The following is a 17,997-nucleotide window of genomic DNA, read 5'->3' as shown; positions in this document are numbered from 1 at the left end:
TACTATTTAAACGGCTAAAAATTCCGATTTAGCCAACCCGATCACACTTTCTCAGTCATACTTTTGAGTGAAAAGTGTATTATTCACCCAATAAACGAAGCATTTCTTCCTCATCAATCACAGGAATTCCCAATTCATTAGCTTTAACTAATTTAGAACCCGCCGCTTCACCAGCAATAACCAGATCGGTTTTCTTAGAAACACTACCTGTTACTTTCGCACCTAAAGCTACCAACTTATCTTTAGCCTCATCTCTGGATAGACGACTTAATGAGCCAGTCAATACAACGGTCTTACCGGCAAATGGGCTATCAACTTCATCTAAATGCGGGCTTTCAGCCGATTCCCAATGGATACCGATATTATTGACCAAATCATCAATGACTATCTGATTGTGCTCTTCGCTAAAGAAATTCACGACATGGCTGGCAACAACACCTCCGACATCCTGAACCGCAATGAGTGCCTCGGTATCTGCTGTACGCAGTTTTTCCAATGTGCCAAAGTGCGAAACGAGATTAGCAGCCGTTGCTTCGCCAACTTCACGGATGCCCAAAGAATAAATAAAGCGGGCAAAGGTGGTTTTTTTGGATTTTTCCAGAGCATTAATCACATTTTGCGCAGATTTAGGCCCCATGCGTTCAAGGCCAGTGAGCGTTCCAGCAGACAAACGGAAAAGATCAGCTGGTGTTTTGACATACTCTTTATCTACGAGCTGCTCAATGATTTTTTCACCCATGCCATCTACATCCATAGCCCGACGGGAAACAAAATGTTTCAACGCTTCTTTGCGTTGAGCTCCGCAGAACAAGCCTCCTGTACAACGAGCCACTGCCTCACCTTCAACACGTTCGATATCTGAACCACAAACCGGACAATGTTCCGGGAAGATGACTTCCTGACTTTCTGTTGACCTGTTCTCATGCACAACACCGACGACTTGTGGGATAACATCCCCAGCCCGGCGAATCACCACAGTATCACCAATACGCAGACCCAAACGTTCAATTTCATCCGCATTGTGCAATGTCGCATTACTGACTGTCACACCAGCCACTAATACAGGCTCCAAACGAGCAACTGGTGTAATCGCGCCTGTACGCCCTACTTGAAACTCAACGCCACGCACAATAGTCATCTGTTCTTGAGCCGGAAATTTAAAGGCTGTCGCCCAGCGTGGTGCTCTGGCCACAAATCCCAATGTTTCCTGTAACTCAAGGGAATCAACTTTAACGACAACACCATCAATATCAAAACCCAGCGTCGGGCGCTGTTTTTCAATGGCATGATAAAAATCCATCACTTGTTGAGTGCCCTGACACACTTTTATTTTGTTACTGACAGGCAATCCCCAATTTTTGAACTGCATCAAACGTTCATAATGGCTTGCTGGCAATTCCCCACCTTCCAGTACCCCGATACCATAACAATAGAAAGTGAGTGGGCGTTTGGCGGTAATTCTCGGATCAAGCTGGCGTAAAGATCCCGCCGCTGCATTGCGGGGATTGGCGAATACTTTATTACCTGTGCGACGTGCTTCTTCGTTGAGTTTTTCGAACCCGGCCTGCTTGATGAATACTTCACCACGGATTTCAACACGGGCAGGAATATTTTCCCCTTTCAAGCGCAAAGGAATGGCATGAATGGTACGAACATTCGCAGTAATGTTTTCTCCCGTTGTTCCGTCTCCACGTGTCGCAGCCTGTACCAATTCCCCATTTTCATACAATAAACTAACGGCCAGACCATCGAGTTTCAGTTCACAGCAAAATACCAAATCTCGACTATCTTTCAGACGATCGCGAATACGTTTGTCAAACGCCAGATAACTCCCTTCATCAAATACGTTATCCAAAGACAACATAGGTATTTCATGACGCACCTGTTCAAATGCAGTTAATGGGGCTGCCCCAACGCGTTGGGTAGGGGAATCTGCTGTAATCAGCTCTGGATATTGTTCTTCCAACGCTTTTAATTCCCGCATTAAACGATCATATTCTGCATCTGGGATCTCTGGCGCATCCATGACATGATACAAATATTCATGATGACGCAATGTTGTTCTTAGTTTGTTGATTTTTTCAATAATATTTTCCATGACTTCTCACCAGAGATGAAAAACCCCCGACTAGCGGGGGCTTGATACTAAAAAAAGGAATTATTCACCGGCATTAAGCGTGTTACGGATACGCGTCTTATAGAGCTCAATCATCTGTGGTGTCAGCATCTTGCGTTCACTATCCAGAACCACGCCTCCCACATCGGAAGCGATACGCTGTGCTGCTTGTAACATCAGTTTAAAATTCTGATTGGAATCACCATATGAAGGCACAAGCATAAACATGGAAACTCCGGGAGTAGTAAAATCTGTCATTCGATCGGGATCAAACGAACCGGGTTTTACCATATTAGCCAAACTGAACAATACAGCACCACTGCCTGATGGGTTCAAATGACGATGGAAGATATTCATGTCACCAAACCGGAAACCTGCCTGCAAAATGCTTTGAAATAACACTTCACCATTCAGTTCCTGCCCATGATGTGCAGCAACATGTAATACCAGTACAGTCTCTTTCTTGGTTTGCCCGGATTCAACCGCCCCTTCACTTTCAGGTAGTTTTGGCTGTCCTTCAATAGATTGTCCTTCAACAATCCCGGCTATCGATTCTGCCGTTCCTGCAACTTTTTGTTCAACTGCAACTTTTTGTTCAACCGGATCAAACAACCCAAGTTGCGGCTCTTCCTGTTGCCCATCGGCAACCTTCACTTTTGCTGCCGGTGCATCAGGATGGTGCCTTGCAAGTAAAGGATCGGAACCATCATCAGACATTGCTGCTGATGACTCAGGCTCACGACGTTCAATAACAGGCTCAGCACGATGTTCAGTGTGCGGTTTTACCGACTCCTGAGCATGTGATTTCGGCGTATTATCAAACAGTTCATCGCCATCATTATCTCTCAGCTCTTCCTGACGCTCCTGTTTATGACGTTTAACTGGGCGATCACGAAAGAGTGATGAACGCTCTTTACGGCTGGTCCACAACCCATGTAATAGCAAAGCTATTATGGCTATCGCACCAACAACGATTAATATCAGACGCAAATCCTGCATCATTGCTATCTCTGTTGTTTAAAGTCTGTTGTTTAAAGTAAGTGCCACTACGGCGGAATATTCTTTAGATAAGAGTATTTGTCAAATAAGACAAGTGCAAGTCTCTACATACTTTTCTTACCATAAAGAGATATATCCGCTGTTTTTTCGGATGTTTTTTACCCATAAAACGACTGGTCAGTAGAAAATCCTGCCTATATCATACCGTCTCAATCATCTGGGAGAGAATAAGAAAATATGACGAATTCGACAAAATTGCCAAAACGTCTGAGTGGATTTCATTATATTGCACAAGGTTGGCAACTGATAACCCGTCCTGGCATTAAGAGATTCGTTTTATTACCTTTACTGGCCAATATCTTATTGTTAGGTGGCTCATTTTGGTGGCTATATCAGAAACTAGGCGGCTGGGTACAATGGACGCTCGATAAAATACCAGACTGGATGCAATGGTTAAGTTATTTAATTTGGCCGCTTGCCGTTATTTCCATCTTATTGGTTTTTACTTATTTCTTCAGCACACTGGCTAATTTTATCGCCTCACCATTCAATGGATTGCTGGCAGAAAAACTGGAAGCAAACCTGACAGGCATACCTGCACTGGATACTGGCGTTATCGATTTACTCAAAGACACCCCTCGCATTCTAAAACGTGAAGTAGTAAAAATCCTTTACTATATTCCCCGAGCGATTGTTCTATTGTTGCTTTACTTTATTCCAGGGATCGGTCAAACCGTTGCGCCCGTCCTTTGGTTTATTTTTAGTGCGTGGATGCTGACGATCCAATATTGTGATTATCCATTTGATAACCATAAAGTTAGCTTTTCCACCATGCGCAATGCGCTGCGGCAAAACAAAATTGATAATCTCCAGTTTGGCGCGGCGGTAAGCGTACTGACCATGATCCCTATCGTGAATTTATTTATTATGCCAGTCGCTGTCTGTGGCGCTACCGCTATGTGGGTTGACCGTCACCGCGCTCAACACGCCCTGAATCATAGGCCATAAAACTGAGTTAACTCCCCTCCGTTACCTAAAAACACCCTGACAATTCTTAATATGTCAGGGTTGCCTATCATCATTTTCATCATCATTTCATCTTCTACTTCCGCAGAAGTCGCTATTTTTAGCCATAAAACGCTACAAAAACACAACAAATAGCATACAAATCATAAATAACCTAAATAACATAAAATAGCTATCTAATATTCTTTTATATAATAAGAATAGATTGAAACTTTATTTCCATAAATAAGATGTTAGCGTATGGTTAATCTGTATCTAACGGTATTTTAGGGGCAATCGAACAATGAGCAAAATTTATGAAGACAATTCGTTAACTATTGGTCACACTCCGCTGGTACGTCTGAAAAATTTCACTAATGGCCGCATCTTGGCAAAGATAGAATCTCGTAATCCCAGTTTCAGTGTAAAGTGCCGCATTGGTGCTAATATGATTTGGGATGCTGAGAAACGCGGTATTTTGACCAAAGATAAAGAACTTATTGAACCGACCAGTGGTAACACTGGGATTGCACTTGCCTATGTTGCAGCAGCTCGTGGTTATAAGCTGACATTGACCATGCCCGAAACGATGAGCCTTGAGCGCCGTAAGCTCCTGAAAGCCTTGGGAGCCAAGCTGGTACTGACCGAAGGTGCAAAAGGCATGAAAGGTGCCATTGACAAAGCCAACGAAATCCATAACAGCGATCCTAACCGTTATATACTCCTGCAACAATTCAGTAATCCAGCCAATCCAGAAATTCACGAAAAAACCACCGGCCCTGAAATTTGGGAAGATACCGACGGCAATGTAGATGTTTTTGTTGCGGGCGTAGGAACTGGCGGTACTATCACCGGGGTTGCTCGTTACCTGAAAAACACTCGTGGTAAACCCGTGACTATCGTCGCAGTAGAACCAGAAGATTCACCTGTTATCAGTCAGAAATTGGCCGGTGAAGAACTTAAACCAGGCCCACATAAAATTCAGGGGATCGGCGCTGGTTTCATCCCTGATAACTTAGATTTAACATTAGTTGACCGTGTTTTTAAAATCAGCAATGAAGAAGCTATTCAGATAGCACGCGAAGTTACTGAAAAAGAAGGCATTCTTGCCGGTATTTCTTCTGGAGCCGCTGTTGCAGCAGCAATCAAATTATCACAAGAAGATGAATACAAAGACAAAAATATTGTGGTTATTTTACCTTCTTCGGCTGAACGTTATCTGAGTACGGTATTGTTTGCTGATTTATCTAATGATTGAAAATCACGCAGTAATATTTTCTATTACATTGACAAAAAGGCACCTTAAGGGTGCTTTTTTGTGCATCAGATCAAACTTTAAAGCTTTCCTAGATGATTTATTCAAGTAGCTTTAGTATTTAACCAGTAATTATTTTGATGCACGAAATTAATCGCCAAGCCAACAGCTAAAAGATTATTCAATCCCGCTATGACTCGAATAGCGTGTATTAACACCAACTCAACAATTGAATGCATCAAGTGTGTTAATTTTTTGATAATGATTAATATACATTCGATCAATTTCAAGTTGTATTCAATTGAACCACAATTTGAAAAACGAAGGGTATACACCTTATTTCATTATCAATTTAACGGTTGTACAAGCCTAAGCGAATTCAGCTACACTAGCTTTAGAATTCTCTTAGCTTATCAACGAATATTTAAGTTATTGAGGAAATACTATGTTCCAGCAAGAAGTTACTATTACTGCACCAAACGGCCTCCACACTCGCCCTGCTGCACAGTTCGTCAAAGAAGCAAAAGGCTTTTCTTCTGACATCACCCTAACTTCTGGAGGCAAGTCTGCCAGCGCAAAAAGCCTGTTTAAACTACAAACACTGGGACTGACTCAAGGTACAATTGTAACGATTGCTGCTGAAGGCGATGATGCGCAACAAGCTGTTACACATTTAGTTAAACTGATGGGTGAATTGGAATAATCGTCCACTTATCAAACCAATTTATTTCATTCAGTTTATCCCCGGATTGATAAAATCTGGGGGTATTTAGAGCCTCCCCCTGAAGCTCAATGAAAGGTAATCATCCGCAGTAAGGTCATATAGTATGATTTCAGGCATCTTAGTATCACCAGGCATTGCTTTCGGTAAGGCATTATTGCTGAAAGAAGATCCGATCATTATCAACCATAAAAAAATTATTACAGAACAAGTCGAACAAGAAATTTCCCTCTTTAAACAAGGCCGCGATAAATCTTCCGCACAGCTAGAAATAATCAGAGAAACAGCCGAAAAAAACTTGGGTGCAGAAAAGGCCGAAATCTTCGAAGGCCATATTATGTTGCTGGAAGATGAAGAGTTAGAGCAGGAAATTGTTACTCTTATTAAGAAAAACCTGGCAACCGCAGATGCTGCTGTTTATTCCGTCATTGAAGATCAAGCCAAGGCTCTGGAAGAACTGGATGATGAGTATTTGAAAGAACGTGCGGCCGATGTTCGTGATATCGGTAAGCGTTTGCTGAAAAATATTCTGGATATGCCAATTATCGACTTAGGCTCGATTGAAGAAGAAGTGATTCTGGTTGCCAATGACTTAACTCCATCAGAAACCGCGCAACTCAATCTGGATAAAGTACTCGGTTTCATTACTGATCTGGGCGGCCGCACTTCCCACACCTCCATTATGGCTCGCTCTTTGGAATTACCCGCCATTGTTGGGACAACCAACGCAACCAAGCAAATCAAAAATGGCAGTTATCTGATTCTTGATGCGGTTAACAACCAAATTTACGTGAACCCATCTGATACCGAAATCGAGCAACTGAAAACCACAAAAAGCGAATACCTGACAGAAAAAACCGAGCTGGCAAAACTGAAAGATTTACCTGCCATCACACTGGATGGGCATCAAGTTGAAGTGTGCGCCAACATTGGTACAGTTCGTGATGTCATGGGAGCTGAGCGCAATGGTGCTGAAGGTGTTGGTTTATATCGTACCGAATTCCTGTTTATGGATCGCGATGCCCTGCCGACTGAAGACGAACAATTTGAAGCCTATAAAGCAGTAGCGGAAGCCGTTGGCAATCAAGCTATCATTATTCGCACGATGGACATCGGTGGCGATAAAGATCTGCCTTACATGAATCTGCCAAAAGAAGAAAACCCATTCCTTGGCTGGCGAGCAATCCGTATTTGCCTTGATCGTAAAGAGATCTTACATTCTCAATTACGTGCTATTCTGAGAGCTTCTGCATTTGGTAAACTTCGCGTTATGTTCCCGATGATCATTTCAGTCGAAGAGATTCGGGACTTGAAAGCTGAACTAACATTGCTCAAAGAACAATTACGCAATGAAAGCAAAGCATATGATGAATCGATTGAAGTGGGCATCATGGTGGAAACACCTGCTGCTGCAACCATTGCTCATCATCTTGCAAAAGAAGTTGACTTTTTTAGTATTGGGACGAACGATCTAACTCAGTATACTCTTGCGGTAGACCGTGGTAATGAGCTGATTTCTCATCTTTACAACCCAATGTCGCCAGCAGTGTTAAGCCTGATCAAGCAGGTTATTGATGCCTCACACGCAGAAGGTAAATGGACTGGGATGTGTGGAGAGCTTGCCGGTGACGAACGCGCCACACTGTTGCTTTTAGGCATGGGTTTGGATGAATTCAGCATGAGTGCGATATCAATTCCACGCATTAAAAAGATCATCCGTAATACCAATTACGATGATGCTAAGGCACTGGCAGAACAAGCTTTAATTCAGCCAACAGCACAGGAATTGATGGATTTGGTTGACACTTTTACCAGAGAAAAAACACTCTGCTAAACACATTAGCCAGAACATGGTCCCATTAAAACAATTAGGAGAAGATTCATGGGTCTGCTTGATAAATTGAAATCTCTGGTTTCAGACGATAAAAAAAACAGCGGCAGTATTGAAATTATCGCCCCATTGTCAGGTGAGATAGTCAATATCGAAGATGTTCCGGATGTTGTTTTTGCCGAGAAAATTGTGGGTGATGGCATCGCCATTAAACCGACCGGCAATAAAATTGTTGCTCCTGTTGATGGCACCATTGGTAAAATATTCGAAACTAATCATGCTTTTTCTATCGAGTCCGATAGTGGCATTGAGCTATTCGTACATTTTGGTATTGATACCGTTGAACTAAAAGGCGAAGGTTTTAAGCGCATTGCTGAAGAAGGTCAACGAGTACAGAAAGGCGATTTGGTTCTAGAGTTTGATTTGGCATTTCTGGAAGAAAGAGCTAAATCAACCTTAACTCCTGTTGTTATTTCCAACATGGATGAGATTAAAGAGTTATCTAAGATTAATGGATCAGTTGTCGTTGGTGAATCCGTCATCATGCGCATTAAAAAATAACCGATCATCTTAGTTTTTGGATGGTTCGTGAATCGCCACTGTTTTGTCAGGTATTTTACTCATTCAACCTGATAATACAGAGGCGATTTTTTATGCCAACCTCAATGGGTTCCAAAATACGGCATAATGATAAAGGGGAAAAATCCCTTAAAGCAGGACTCAGCTATCCAGATAAACATCCGTCAGTTATGCGAATTGGGAGAAACCAATTTCCACTTACCAAACGTAGAAATTCCCTCCAATAAAAAACGCTTAATTAAATACCCCTGTAGATAAATATCTATCACCGCGATCGCAAATAATTGCCACAATAACGGCGTCAGGGTTTTCAGCCGCGACGCGAAGTGCCCCGGAAACTGCGCCACCAGAGCTAACACCACAGAAAATACCTTCTTTCTGTGCCAATAAACGCATTGTCGTTTCAGCTTCCAACTGAGTGATATCTAAAATCTGATCCACCAGCTCTTTCTGGTAAATACTGGGCATATAAGCCGGGGACCAACGACGAATACCGGGAATATGGCTATTTTCTGCGGGTTGTAATCCTGTGATTTGCACTTTATCTGACTGAGATTTCAGGTAGCGACTCACACCTGTAATCGTGCCTGTTGTTCCCATACTGGAAACAAAATGTGTCACCCGGCCTTGTGTCTGTTGCCAAATTTCCGGGCCAGTGGTTTTAAAATGTGCCAGTGAGTTATCCGTGTTATTAAACTGATCGAGAACCTTTCCTTCTCCCTTTTTCTCCATTTCTTGTGCCAAATCTCGCGCACCTTCCATTCCCAACTCTTTACTGACCAAAATTAATTCCGCGCCATAAGCCCGCATTGATGCCTGTCGTTCGAGGCTCATATTTTCAGGCATCAGAAGTTTTAAACGATACCCCTTTACTGCCGCGATCATAGCCAGTGCAATGCCAGTATTCCCGCTCGTTGCTTCAATCAGGACATCACCGGGTTCGATTTCTCCACGCAATTCTGCTTGCTGGATCATTGAAAGTGCAGCCCTGTCTTTTACAGAACCCGCTGGATTATTACCCTCCAGCTTTACCCAAATTTCCGCATCAACACCTTCTGTGATCTGCTGTAATTTTACCAGCGGTGTATTACCTATAAAGTCTTCCAAGCTTGCCACAGTATTACCTAGTTCATATGAGAATGGATAAACCAACTAATCATATTCAGAATACGGTAGCAAGATATTAAGCAAAAAATCCCTGTTTCCCGTTATAGAAGGGACGCAAGGATTAATAATAAAAATGAATGAAATCAGGCCGATTCAGCCAGTCTTAAAGCTTTTAACGGCAAATCCCCCGTATATAAGCGAGCACCTGTTCCTCCAATAAAATAATAATCTCCTCTGGCCGGAAGAGATGAATTATCCTCCCAGACAACTGAGAGTAATTCATCTGCCCATCCTATTGGTTGGGCAGATAAGAGAGAAAAATGCCCGCGCGGGCTAACTTCCATGATCTGAACAGGCAAGGGGCAAGAAGCCGTTTGCTGTTTACTGAGTGTCATATCCCATGGCCGGAAAAAGACATCAACTTTCCCTTGATGCAAGGGAGTGATATCCAATGGGAAAATTCTCCCGCCAACCCAGAGCTGTGAACCTTTAATTTCACCACGAAATTTATTGATTTCCCCCATGAATTCGAGCACAAAGCGGCTTCCCGGTTCACGCCACACTTGCTGTGGTGTTCCGACCTGTTCAATGTGCCCGTGATTCATCAGTACCACTCTATCCGCCACTTCCATTGCTTCTTCCTGATCATGGGTGACAAACACGCTGGTAAATTTCAATTCTTCATGAAGCTGGCGCAACCAACGGCGCAACTCCATTCGTACCTGTGCATCCAATGCACCAAAAGGCTCATCCAACAGAAGGATTTGTGGTTCTACGGCCAATGCCCTTGCCAGTGCCACCCGTTGTTTTTGCCCACCGGAGAGCTGTGATGGATAACGGTCAGCCAAATGGGATAGCTGCACCATATCGAGCAATGCCATGACCTTACTACGCAACGCCTCGCTACCGGGGCGTTGGCGACGAGGAAGTACAGTCAGGCCAAAAGCCACGTTGTCAAACACCGTCATATGACGAAATAAGGCGTAATGTTGGAATACAAACCCGACACGCCGATCTTTCGCATGTACCCGGCTGACATCCTGACCGTGAAATTTCAATTGGCCTGAATTTTGCTGCTCAAGCCCTGCAATAATCCGCAACAATGTCGTTTTGCCAGAACCTGACGGCCCGAGCAGGGCGATCATCTCACCGGATTCGATATCCAGTGAAATTTCATTCAGTATCTGAGAACGACCAAAAGATTTACTGATTTTAGTGATTTCAATACTCATATTCTGCCCCCATATCCTACCCTTGCTGACGGCTCAAACGCCATTGCAACGCACTTTTGACAATCAGAGTAATAATCGCCATGACTGCCAATAAGGCTGCTGCCGTAAATGCGCCAACTGTGTTGTAATCCTGATAAAGAAGTTCAACCTGCAAAGGCAACGTATAGGTTTCTCCCCGAATCGATCCTGATACTACGGACACAGCGCCAAATTCCCCTATTGCCCGAGCGTTAGTCAAAACAACTCCATACAACAATGCCCAACGAATATTTGGTAATGTCACATGCCAGAACATCGTCCAACCGGAAGCACCCAGCAATATAGCTGCTTCATCTTCCTGACTGCCCTGACTCAACATCACTGGCACTAATTCACGAACAACAAATGGGCATGTTACGAATACGGTTACCAGTACCATTCCCGGCCATGAAAACATTAATTGAATGCCATAGTCACTCAACCAACTTCCCAACCAGCCATTGGCACCATAAAACAGGAGATAAAGCAGCCCTGCGACAACCGGCGAAACCGCAAACGGAATATCAATTAATGTCAGTAATAGTTGTCTGCCGGGGAATTGGAAACGCGTTACTAGCCATGCCGTCATCACACCAAAAACCAAATTGATGGGAACAGTGATAAGCGCAATCATCACTGTTAACCAAATAGCATGCAGCATATCGGAATCGAAAAGGTTCTGGGTAACGATGTCCAGCCCTTTGGAAAAGGCAGTCAGAAAAATCCACGCTATCGGGATCACCAGCAACAGAACCGAAAAAAGTATACCTGTGCCAATCAGCAACCATTTTCCCCAGTTTATCGGGGGATGTTGTGCCACTGTGTGTTCGGAAAACTCAGTCATCAATGTCCTCCTATCCGTTTCCCGAAGCGGCTTTGTAATACATTGACACTAAACAAGAGCAGTAATGACACGGCAAGAATGACTGAAGCAATTGCACTGGCTGCCGGATAATCAAATTCTTGCAAGCGAACAAAAATCATTAAAGAGACAACCTCGGTTTGCCAGGCAATGTTGCCCGCAATGAAAATTACAGCCCCAAATTCCCCCAGACTGCGGGTAAAAGAGAGCACTGTCCCTGCAATCAATGCTGGTGAAACCTCCGGCAAAATAACCCGCTGAAAAGTTTGCCAGCGCCTTGCTCCCAATGTCTGCGCGGCTTCTTCATATTCCGGCCCCAGTTCTTCAAGCACTGGCTGTACAGTACGAACAACAAAAGGCAAACTGGTAAATGCCATTGCTACCGCAATGCCCAGCCAAGTATTCGTGACTTTGATATCAACATGACCAAGCCAGGCACCATACCATCCGGTTGCAGAGAACAACGTTGCCAACGTTAAACCTGCAACTGCCGTCGGTAAAGCAAACGGCAAATCCATCAAACCATCAAGTAAACTGCGTCCCGGAAATTGGTAGCGCGTTAATATCCATGCCATCAGCATGCCAAAAATCATATTGAACAGACTGGCAACCGCAGCCGCCAACAATGTCACCTTATAAGCGGCAACAACTTGTGGGTTGGCAATCACCTGCCAATATTGCTCCCACGTCATACTGGAAAGCTGTACCACCAAGGCACTTAATGGCAATAACAAGATAAGGCAGGTATAAAACAGACTACAGCCCAAACTCAGCCCAAATCCGGGCAAGACGCGTTTGCTGAATCCCCACATCATTTACGCCCTTCCATCAATAATTGATCAAGCGTTCCACCAGTACTGAAATGCGTTTTCATCACTTGAGGCCAGTTACCGAATTGTTCTTCCAGACGAAACAATTTGGTTGCAGGAAAACGGGATTGCTGCATTTTCATGACATCTTTATCAACAACACGATAATTAAAGTTGACGATGATCTGTTGTGCTGCCGGACTGTACAGATAATTTAAATACGCTTTAGCGACAGCTTCCGTTCCGTTCTTCCGGACATTTTTATCAACCCATGTCACGGGGAATTCAGCCAGAATATTCACTGGAGGCACAACCACTTGATAATTATCTTCACCATATTGTTTGCGGATATTATTGACCTCAGATTCAAAACTAATCAGAACATCCCCTAACCCACGCTCAATAAACGAAGTGGTTGCTCCACGCCCGCCAGTATCAAACACCTCTACATTTTGCAAAAAGCGCTGCATCTGTTGGCGTACTTTCTCTGTCTCATGTGAATTTTGCTTTTGAAAAGCGCCCCATGCCGCTAAATAGGTATAACGGCCATTACCTGAGGTTTTTGGGTTTGGAAAAATCAGTTTCACATCATTACGCACTAAATCATCCCAATTCTGGATATGCTTAGGGTTATTTTTGCGTACCAAGAAGGCCATTGTGGAATAATATGGTGAACTGTTATTCGGCAAGCGCTGCTGCCAGTTGGCGGGGATCAAATTGCCGCGATCATGCAGTATCTGAATATCCGTGACTTGGTTATAAGTGACTACATCGGCCCGCAATCCATGCAAAATAGCCAGCGCCTGTTTAGAGGAACCCGCATGTGATTGCTTTATCGTTAATTTATCCTGTGGATGTTGTTCATTCCAATGTTTCTCAAATACGGGATTCAAGCTCGAAAATAACTCTCTCCCAATGTCGTAGGAACTATTCAGCAATTCGACAGCCAAGGCGTTGGTGCTATAAGCACTGAGACTGACCAAAAATGATATGGCAGCCAACCGGCTTAATAATTTAATTTTTATTGTCATTATCTTCATCTAACACCTTACCCATCACGCAATTAAACAACAATTTCTTCTACACCCAATAGATTTCAAGTTGCAGAGCAACGGTAAGAAAAGCGAATCCTCAAAAGGATAGCTGTCTCTATGTTTATAACTACGTAACCAAAGGTGAGTGAGCGTAGCCAACAAAGCAGCAACTTGAAAGATGAAAGGTATACTGTATCCAGAATATTTATAACAGGATAGCTAACTATCTACTGTTTTATATACCAAATTCTTATGAGAAATGATGAAACGCGATAAGGTACAGGGAATGTAAGGTTACTCATTTAGGATGATAATAGTAAAGTGCAGGTAATAACGATTTTGGCTATCTCCCTTGATATACAGGTGGAAAAAAGAGAGTTTTACTTTAATAAAAACTCTCTTAGATATTTTATCAGGGTTTCCAGATAATACGTGAAACCTTCCAATCTTTCAGAACATCATCAGAAGGCAATAATCCTTCAGGGCCATCCCAAATTCCGGTAAAAACATAGCTGACATGCTGACTTTGCGGAGCACGACAGATAACCGTAGGTTGCATGGTGAAATCATTGGATCTCTGGCATGCACCAAATGCCTTTCCATACAGCTCGGAGAAAGGTGTTCCTATTTTCGCTCCCCAAACCGTTTTAATTCCCTCATCCAATACATCAATGCGATTAACCTTTCCATTGACCAGACCATAAAATTCGAGTTTTACCTGATCGCCTTCCATTCCCTGAATCACGCTAACTAATTGACCACCTTGCGTTTCCATACCACTACGCAGTCGATATTTATCTCCCAAGCCCTGTTCAATTGCGGATTGGGTTATATCTGTCTGTTTATTGATTTCTCCAACCCCTTGTTCAGAGACACTCAGAGAACTGCCAAACCAGTTTAAAGGTGATAAAGAAGACCATGAAAACCCCGCTGTCCCGGCACAAGCGGTTAACAAAAATGAGCATACAACTAAGCTACTGAGTGTAATGATCCGTTGTTTAGGCAGGAAATTGAATACGAAAAATTTATCCATCACTATTTTTACCTTGAAATTTTTTACCCTGAAGTCTCTATGGGCAGTAATTTGACATCTATCAGACCACATTTTCAAAAAAACATTCCATTGTAAATACAAAACCATTCATCAATAGAAACGTAAAATCGATGTTAATAACACATTAATAATATGGCATTGCTGATCTATTTAAAAAACAAACAGTATTGTGAATCAATGTTCACAAATATACAGTCAGGAGAAAACAATGAATCTGCCTGAAGGACAATATATTGATTACCAGTTGACCTCTAACTGGTATGTATTAGAAGGAAAATCTGAAACTTCGATTCCTGAAAAGTATTATATCTTTAAAGATAAAGATGGACACATTCAGGCTAAAATTATATTTGATATAGATAATAAAAAGCCGAACTTGTCAAAGGATCTTCTTGTTACAAAAAACAACCACATGAGAAATTTGACTCACTCCATAAAAATCATAGTAAAAAAACTAATGGCTGAATAACATATATAATGCCCAGCCATTTTATATTCTTTATATTTTAATCAATAATCAAGCGCTTACTAAAAATGGCACTTTCCTGCCCCAAATAATCATATTCCATCTTTTCACACATACAAATTGTTGCATCATTTTCTTCTGGAACCATGATCAAAATACTTGGACAGCCTCTTGCCAATAATTTCTTTTCTAAACGGGCAATCAACGCATTCGCTATTCCCCTGCCCCTGAATTCAGGATGAACGCCCAAATAATACGCATGCCCTCGATGCCCATCGTAGCCACCCATAACTGTACCAACCACTTCCCCGGCAACTTCAGCAACCAAAAACAAATCAGCATCATGGGTTAATTTACGCTCAATGTCTATTTCTGGATCATCACCAGAATTAATCAAATCACAGCGTTCCCAAAGTGTGATGACGGCTTCAAAGTCGTCTTGCCGAAATACCCGAATTTCCATAGTGAGTAAGCCTATCTAATAAGCAGTTGAATCAACGTTAATTATCACTGCTTTTATTTTGGAATCAATATGAAAATGCGTTTACTGATACTAACAGGTATACTGCTAATATTCATAAACTAACCAAAATGAAAGCAGAAATGAATATACCTAATATATCTCAAGTTAAAGATTTTTTCCTCTCATTACAGGATCAAATCTGTAAACAACTGGAGCAAATTGATGGTCACTCAACATTCATAGAAGACTGCTGGCAACGGGAAGAAGGCGGCGGTGGACGCAGTCGTGTGTTAACCGCTGGCGGCATTTTTGAACAAGCCGGCGTAAACTTTTCGCATGTCATGGGAAAATCAATGCCGGCCTCTGCCACAGCTCATCGCCCAGAATTAGCCGGTCGCAGCTATCAAGCGATGGGCGTTTCCCTTGTTATCCATCCGCTAAACCCCTATATCCCAACCAGCCATGCGAATGTACGCTTCTTTATTGCTGAAAAAGAAGGAGAATCGCCTTTATGGTGGTTTGGCGGTGGTTTCGATCTCACCCCTTATTATGGTTTCAAAGAAGATGCCATTCACTGGCATAGCGTCGCCAAGACTTTATGCCAACCGTTTGGTGATGATATTTATCCAAAATATAAAGAATGGTGTGATGATTACTTTTTTATAAAACATCGAAATGAACCGCGTGGCATTGGCGGCTTATTTTACGACGATTTAAATACACCTGATTTTGATACCTGTTTTAATTTTACACAATCTGTCGGCAACAAGTTCTTGTCTGCTTATTTACCGATTGTAGAACGAAGAAAAAATATGGCTTGGGGTGATCGTGAAAGACAATTTCAATTATATCGTCGAAGCCGTTATGTTGAGTTCAATTTAGTTTGGGATAGAGGAACTCTCTTTGGTCTGCAAAGCGGTGGCAGAACTGAATCAATATTAATGTCTATGCCGCCGTTGGTACGTTGGGAATATGGTTATACTCCGGAACCTAACTCTCCAGAATCTGAATTATATAATTCATTTCTGATAAAAAAAGATTGGGTTTAACAATTAAGAACAGGAATATATGATTATCTCTGTGTTCCTGTTTTATATTTTCACTTCTGAAACCTCCCATTAAATAGATCAGATAATTATCAGAACATTAATAAAATTGTTCATGGTTTTTCATTGGCAATACCCTGCCATAAAAAATCAATATTTCCCCTAATGACTCACTCTCTAATTACAGTTAGTATTCAATCCGGGCCCGAAAAACAAACACAATATCTAATAAAAATAGAGGGGATTATCATGAGCAATAATCAAATCAACAAATACAGCTTAATTCCTCCATTTGTTTTGGAACAAATATCTAATGATTGTGATGAATGTACTAATCAATATGTATCAAAAACATTAGATCATGTTTATCACTTAATGAGCGCAACCGTTGAAGAGGATTTCCTTCATCAAGAAGATAAAATAGAATCAGATGATAAAATAAATCGCACTATTTATGATGCCAAAAATAAAGAGGAATTCCCCGGCGAAAAACTGTCTCGAAGTGAAGGCATGCCTGAAGACAAAGATGTTGCTGTCAATGAAGCTTATGAGTATCTGGGTAAGACTCATGAATTTTATAAAAACATTTTTGGCCGCAACTCGCTCGATAACAAAGGGCTAAAACTAGTTGCCACAGTGCATTATGGTAACAATTATTTGAATGCGTTTTGGTCCAGAAAACACATGATATTCGGCGATGGAGATGGAAAATACTTTAATCGTTTTACTTCCGCTATTGATGTTATAGCACATGAACTGACTCATGGTGTGATCGAAAGCGAAGCAGATCTTGATTATTTCTACCAATCCGGTGCACTAAATGAATCCATCGCAGATGTGTTTGGTATTATGGTGAAGCAGTATGTAAAAAATCAAAAGGCAAGCGAATCTGATTGGTTATTAGGGCAAGGTTTGTTAGGGCCTAAGTTTAATCCGGAAAATAAGCCTGATGTTGCCTTACGCAGTTTTATTCATCCAGGAAAGGCTTTTTCCGGAGACAGACAAGTTGCTCATATGGATCAATATAAAGAACTTCCCTTCACCATAGACAATGGCGGTGTTCATATATATTCAGGTATTCCTAACAAGGCATTTTATTTAGTAGCGACTGAGTTAGGTGGTTATACCTGGGAGCGAGCAGGCAAAATATGGTATCAAACTTTGCTGGATAAACGCTTATATCCTGATGCAGATTTTGAGGATTTTGCCAAACTGACAATTGAAAATGCTGAAGAATTATTTGATAAGGAAATTTCAGATATTGTTAGTAACTCTTGGAAAGAGGTTGGTATTTTACTTCCTGAAAATGATTAACTCAATATTAATACAATATCAATTTAGGTTAAAAGAAGTAACCTTAAGATAACACTAAAATAAATAATAAAGGATTAAAGATAATC

General features: G+C 41.9%; 17 protein-coding genes. 8 read left to right on the top strand and 9 right to left on the bottom strand.

Features of this window, described 5'->3' with window-relative positions; genetic code table 11:
* Window positions 1–79: 79 nt before the first annotated feature.
* Window positions 80–2,098: an NAD-dependent DNA ligase LigA gene (gene ligA, locus AB204_RS01320; protein WP_047961602.1), complete on the bottom strand. Its 2,019-nt coding sequence runs from the start codon at window positions 2,096–2,098 to the stop codon at window positions 80–82.
* A gap of 60 nt (window positions 2,099–2,158) precedes the next feature.
* The gene (gene zipA / locus AB204_RS01315) at window positions 2,159–3,118 is read right to left on the bottom strand and encodes a cell division protein ZipA (protein WP_047961601.1); all 960 of its coding nucleotides are present in this window, start codon (window positions 3,116–3,118) and stop codon (window positions 2,159–2,161) included.
* A 234-nt stretch (window positions 3,119–3,352) separates the two neighbouring features.
* Here zipA and cysZ point away from each other — a divergent pair, with 234 nt between their 5' ends.
* From cysZ to crr, 5 genes are all read left to right on the top strand, one after another.
* Complete coding sequence (gene cysZ / locus AB204_RS01310; RefSeq protein WP_047961600.1) at window positions 3,353–4,123, top strand: sulfate transporter CysZ; 771 nt, start codon at window positions 3,353–3,355, stop codon at window positions 4,121–4,123.
* 301 nt (window positions 4,124–4,424) lie between these two features.
* Window positions 4,425–5,378: a cysteine synthase A gene (gene cysK, locus AB204_RS01305; RefSeq protein WP_047961599.1), complete on the top strand. Its 954-nt coding sequence runs from the start codon at window positions 4,425–4,427 to the stop codon at window positions 5,376–5,378.
* Window positions 5,379–5,820: 442 nt separating this feature from the next.
* Window positions 5,821–6,078, top strand: coding sequence for a phosphocarrier protein Hpr (gene ptsH, locus AB204_RS01295; RefSeq protein WP_047961597.1), 258 nt, complete (start codon window positions 5,821–5,823; stop codon window positions 6,076–6,078).
* A 124-nt stretch (window positions 6,079–6,202) separates the two neighbouring features.
* Window positions 6,203–7,930, top strand: a complete 1,728-nt coding sequence (gene ptsI, locus AB204_RS01290) for a phosphoenolpyruvate-protein phosphotransferase PtsI (protein ID WP_047961596.1) — start codon at window positions 6,203–6,205, stop codon at window positions 7,928–7,930.
* Window positions 7,931–7,978: 48 nt separating this feature from the next.
* Window positions 7,979–8,488 carry a PTS glucose transporter subunit IIA gene (gene crr / locus AB204_RS01285; protein ID WP_047961595.1) on the top strand — a complete coding sequence of 170 codons (510 nt, stop codon included), beginning with the start codon at window positions 7,979–7,981 and terminating at the stop codon, window positions 8,486–8,488.
* Between the two features lie 252 nt (window positions 8,489–8,740).
* On the opposite strand, the gene cysM is transcribed toward crr, so the two are convergent.
* The 6 genes from cysM to AB204_RS01255 all read right to left on the bottom strand — a co-directional run bounded on the left by cysM (window position 8,741) and on the right by AB204_RS01255 (window position 14,601).
* Window positions 8,741–9,622: a cysteine synthase CysM gene (cysM, locus tag AB204_RS01280; RefSeq protein WP_047961594.1), complete on the bottom strand. Its 882-nt coding sequence runs from the start codon at window positions 9,620–9,622 to the stop codon at window positions 8,741–8,743.
* A gap of 134 nt (window positions 9,623–9,756) precedes the next feature.
* Window positions 9,757–10,845 (bottom strand): sulfate/thiosulfate ABC transporter ATP-binding protein CysA, encoded by a 1,089-nt coding sequence (gene cysA / locus AB204_RS01275; protein ID WP_047961593.1) that lies wholly within the window; start codon window positions 10,843–10,845, stop codon window positions 9,757–9,759.
* Between the two features lie 16 nt (window positions 10,846–10,861).
* Window positions 10,862–11,707: a sulfate/thiosulfate ABC transporter permease CysW gene (gene cysW, locus AB204_RS01270; RefSeq protein ID WP_047961592.1), complete on the bottom strand. Its 846-nt coding sequence runs from the start codon at window positions 11,705–11,707 to the stop codon at window positions 10,862–10,864.
* Window positions 11,707–12,540 carry a sulfate/thiosulfate ABC transporter permease CysT gene (gene cysT / locus AB204_RS01265; RefSeq protein ID WP_152671477.1) on the bottom strand — a complete coding sequence of 278 codons (834 nt, stop codon included), beginning with the start codon at window positions 12,538–12,540 and terminating at the stop codon, window positions 11,707–11,709. The genes cysW and cysT overlap by 1 nt, the downstream gene beginning before the upstream one ends.
* Window positions 12,537–13,574 (bottom strand): sulfate ABC transporter substrate-binding protein, encoded by a 1,038-nt coding sequence (locus tag AB204_RS01260; protein ID WP_047961591.1) that lies wholly within the window; start codon window positions 13,572–13,574, stop codon window positions 12,537–12,539. The genes cysT and AB204_RS01260 overlap by 4 nt, the downstream gene beginning before the upstream one ends.
* A gap of 406 nt (window positions 13,575–13,980) precedes the next feature.
* Window positions 13,981–14,601, bottom strand: a complete 621-nt coding sequence (locus AB204_RS01255; protein ID WP_047961590.1) for an RpoE-regulated lipoprotein — start codon at window positions 14,599–14,601, stop codon at window positions 13,981–13,983.
* Window positions 14,602–14,830: 229 nt separating this feature from the next.
* On the opposite strand from AB204_RS01255, the gene AB204_RS01250 reads away from it, so the two are divergent.
* Window positions 14,831–15,091 carry a hypothetical protein gene (locus tag AB204_RS01250; RefSeq protein ID WP_047961589.1) on the top strand — a complete coding sequence of 87 codons (261 nt, stop codon included), beginning with the start codon at window positions 14,831–14,833 and terminating at the stop codon, window positions 15,089–15,091.
* A gap of 37 nt (window positions 15,092–15,128) precedes the next feature.
* Here the strand turns inward: AB204_RS01250 and AB204_RS01245 are convergent, their stop codons facing one another.
* The gene (locus tag AB204_RS01245) at window positions 15,129–15,551 is read right to left on the bottom strand and encodes a GNAT family acetyltransferase (protein WP_047961588.1); all 423 of its coding nucleotides are present in this window, start codon (window positions 15,549–15,551) and stop codon (window positions 15,129–15,131) included.
* A gap of 140 nt (window positions 15,552–15,691) precedes the next feature.
* Here AB204_RS01245 and hemF point away from each other — a divergent pair, with 140 nt between their 5' ends.
* Window positions 15,692–16,600: an oxygen-dependent coproporphyrinogen oxidase gene (gene hemF / locus AB204_RS01240; protein ID WP_047961613.1), complete on the top strand. Its 909-nt coding sequence runs from the start codon at window positions 15,692–15,694 to the stop codon at window positions 16,598–16,600.
* A gap of 246 nt (window positions 16,601–16,846) precedes the next feature.
* Window positions 16,847–17,911, top strand: a complete 1,065-nt coding sequence (locus tag AB204_RS01235) for a M4 family metallopeptidase (protein WP_047961587.1) — start codon at window positions 16,847–16,849, stop codon at window positions 17,909–17,911.
* Window positions 17,912–17,997 lie beyond the last annotated feature (86 nt).

The sequence above is a fragment of the Xenorhabdus khoisanae genome (assembly GCF_001037465.1).
Taxonomy (GTDB): Bacteria; Pseudomonadota; Gammaproteobacteria; order Enterobacterales; family Enterobacteriaceae; genus Xenorhabdus; species Xenorhabdus khoisanae.
The sequence above is the reverse complement of the archived record's forward strand: the minus strand, read 5'-3'. Positions and strand labels throughout refer to the sequence as shown.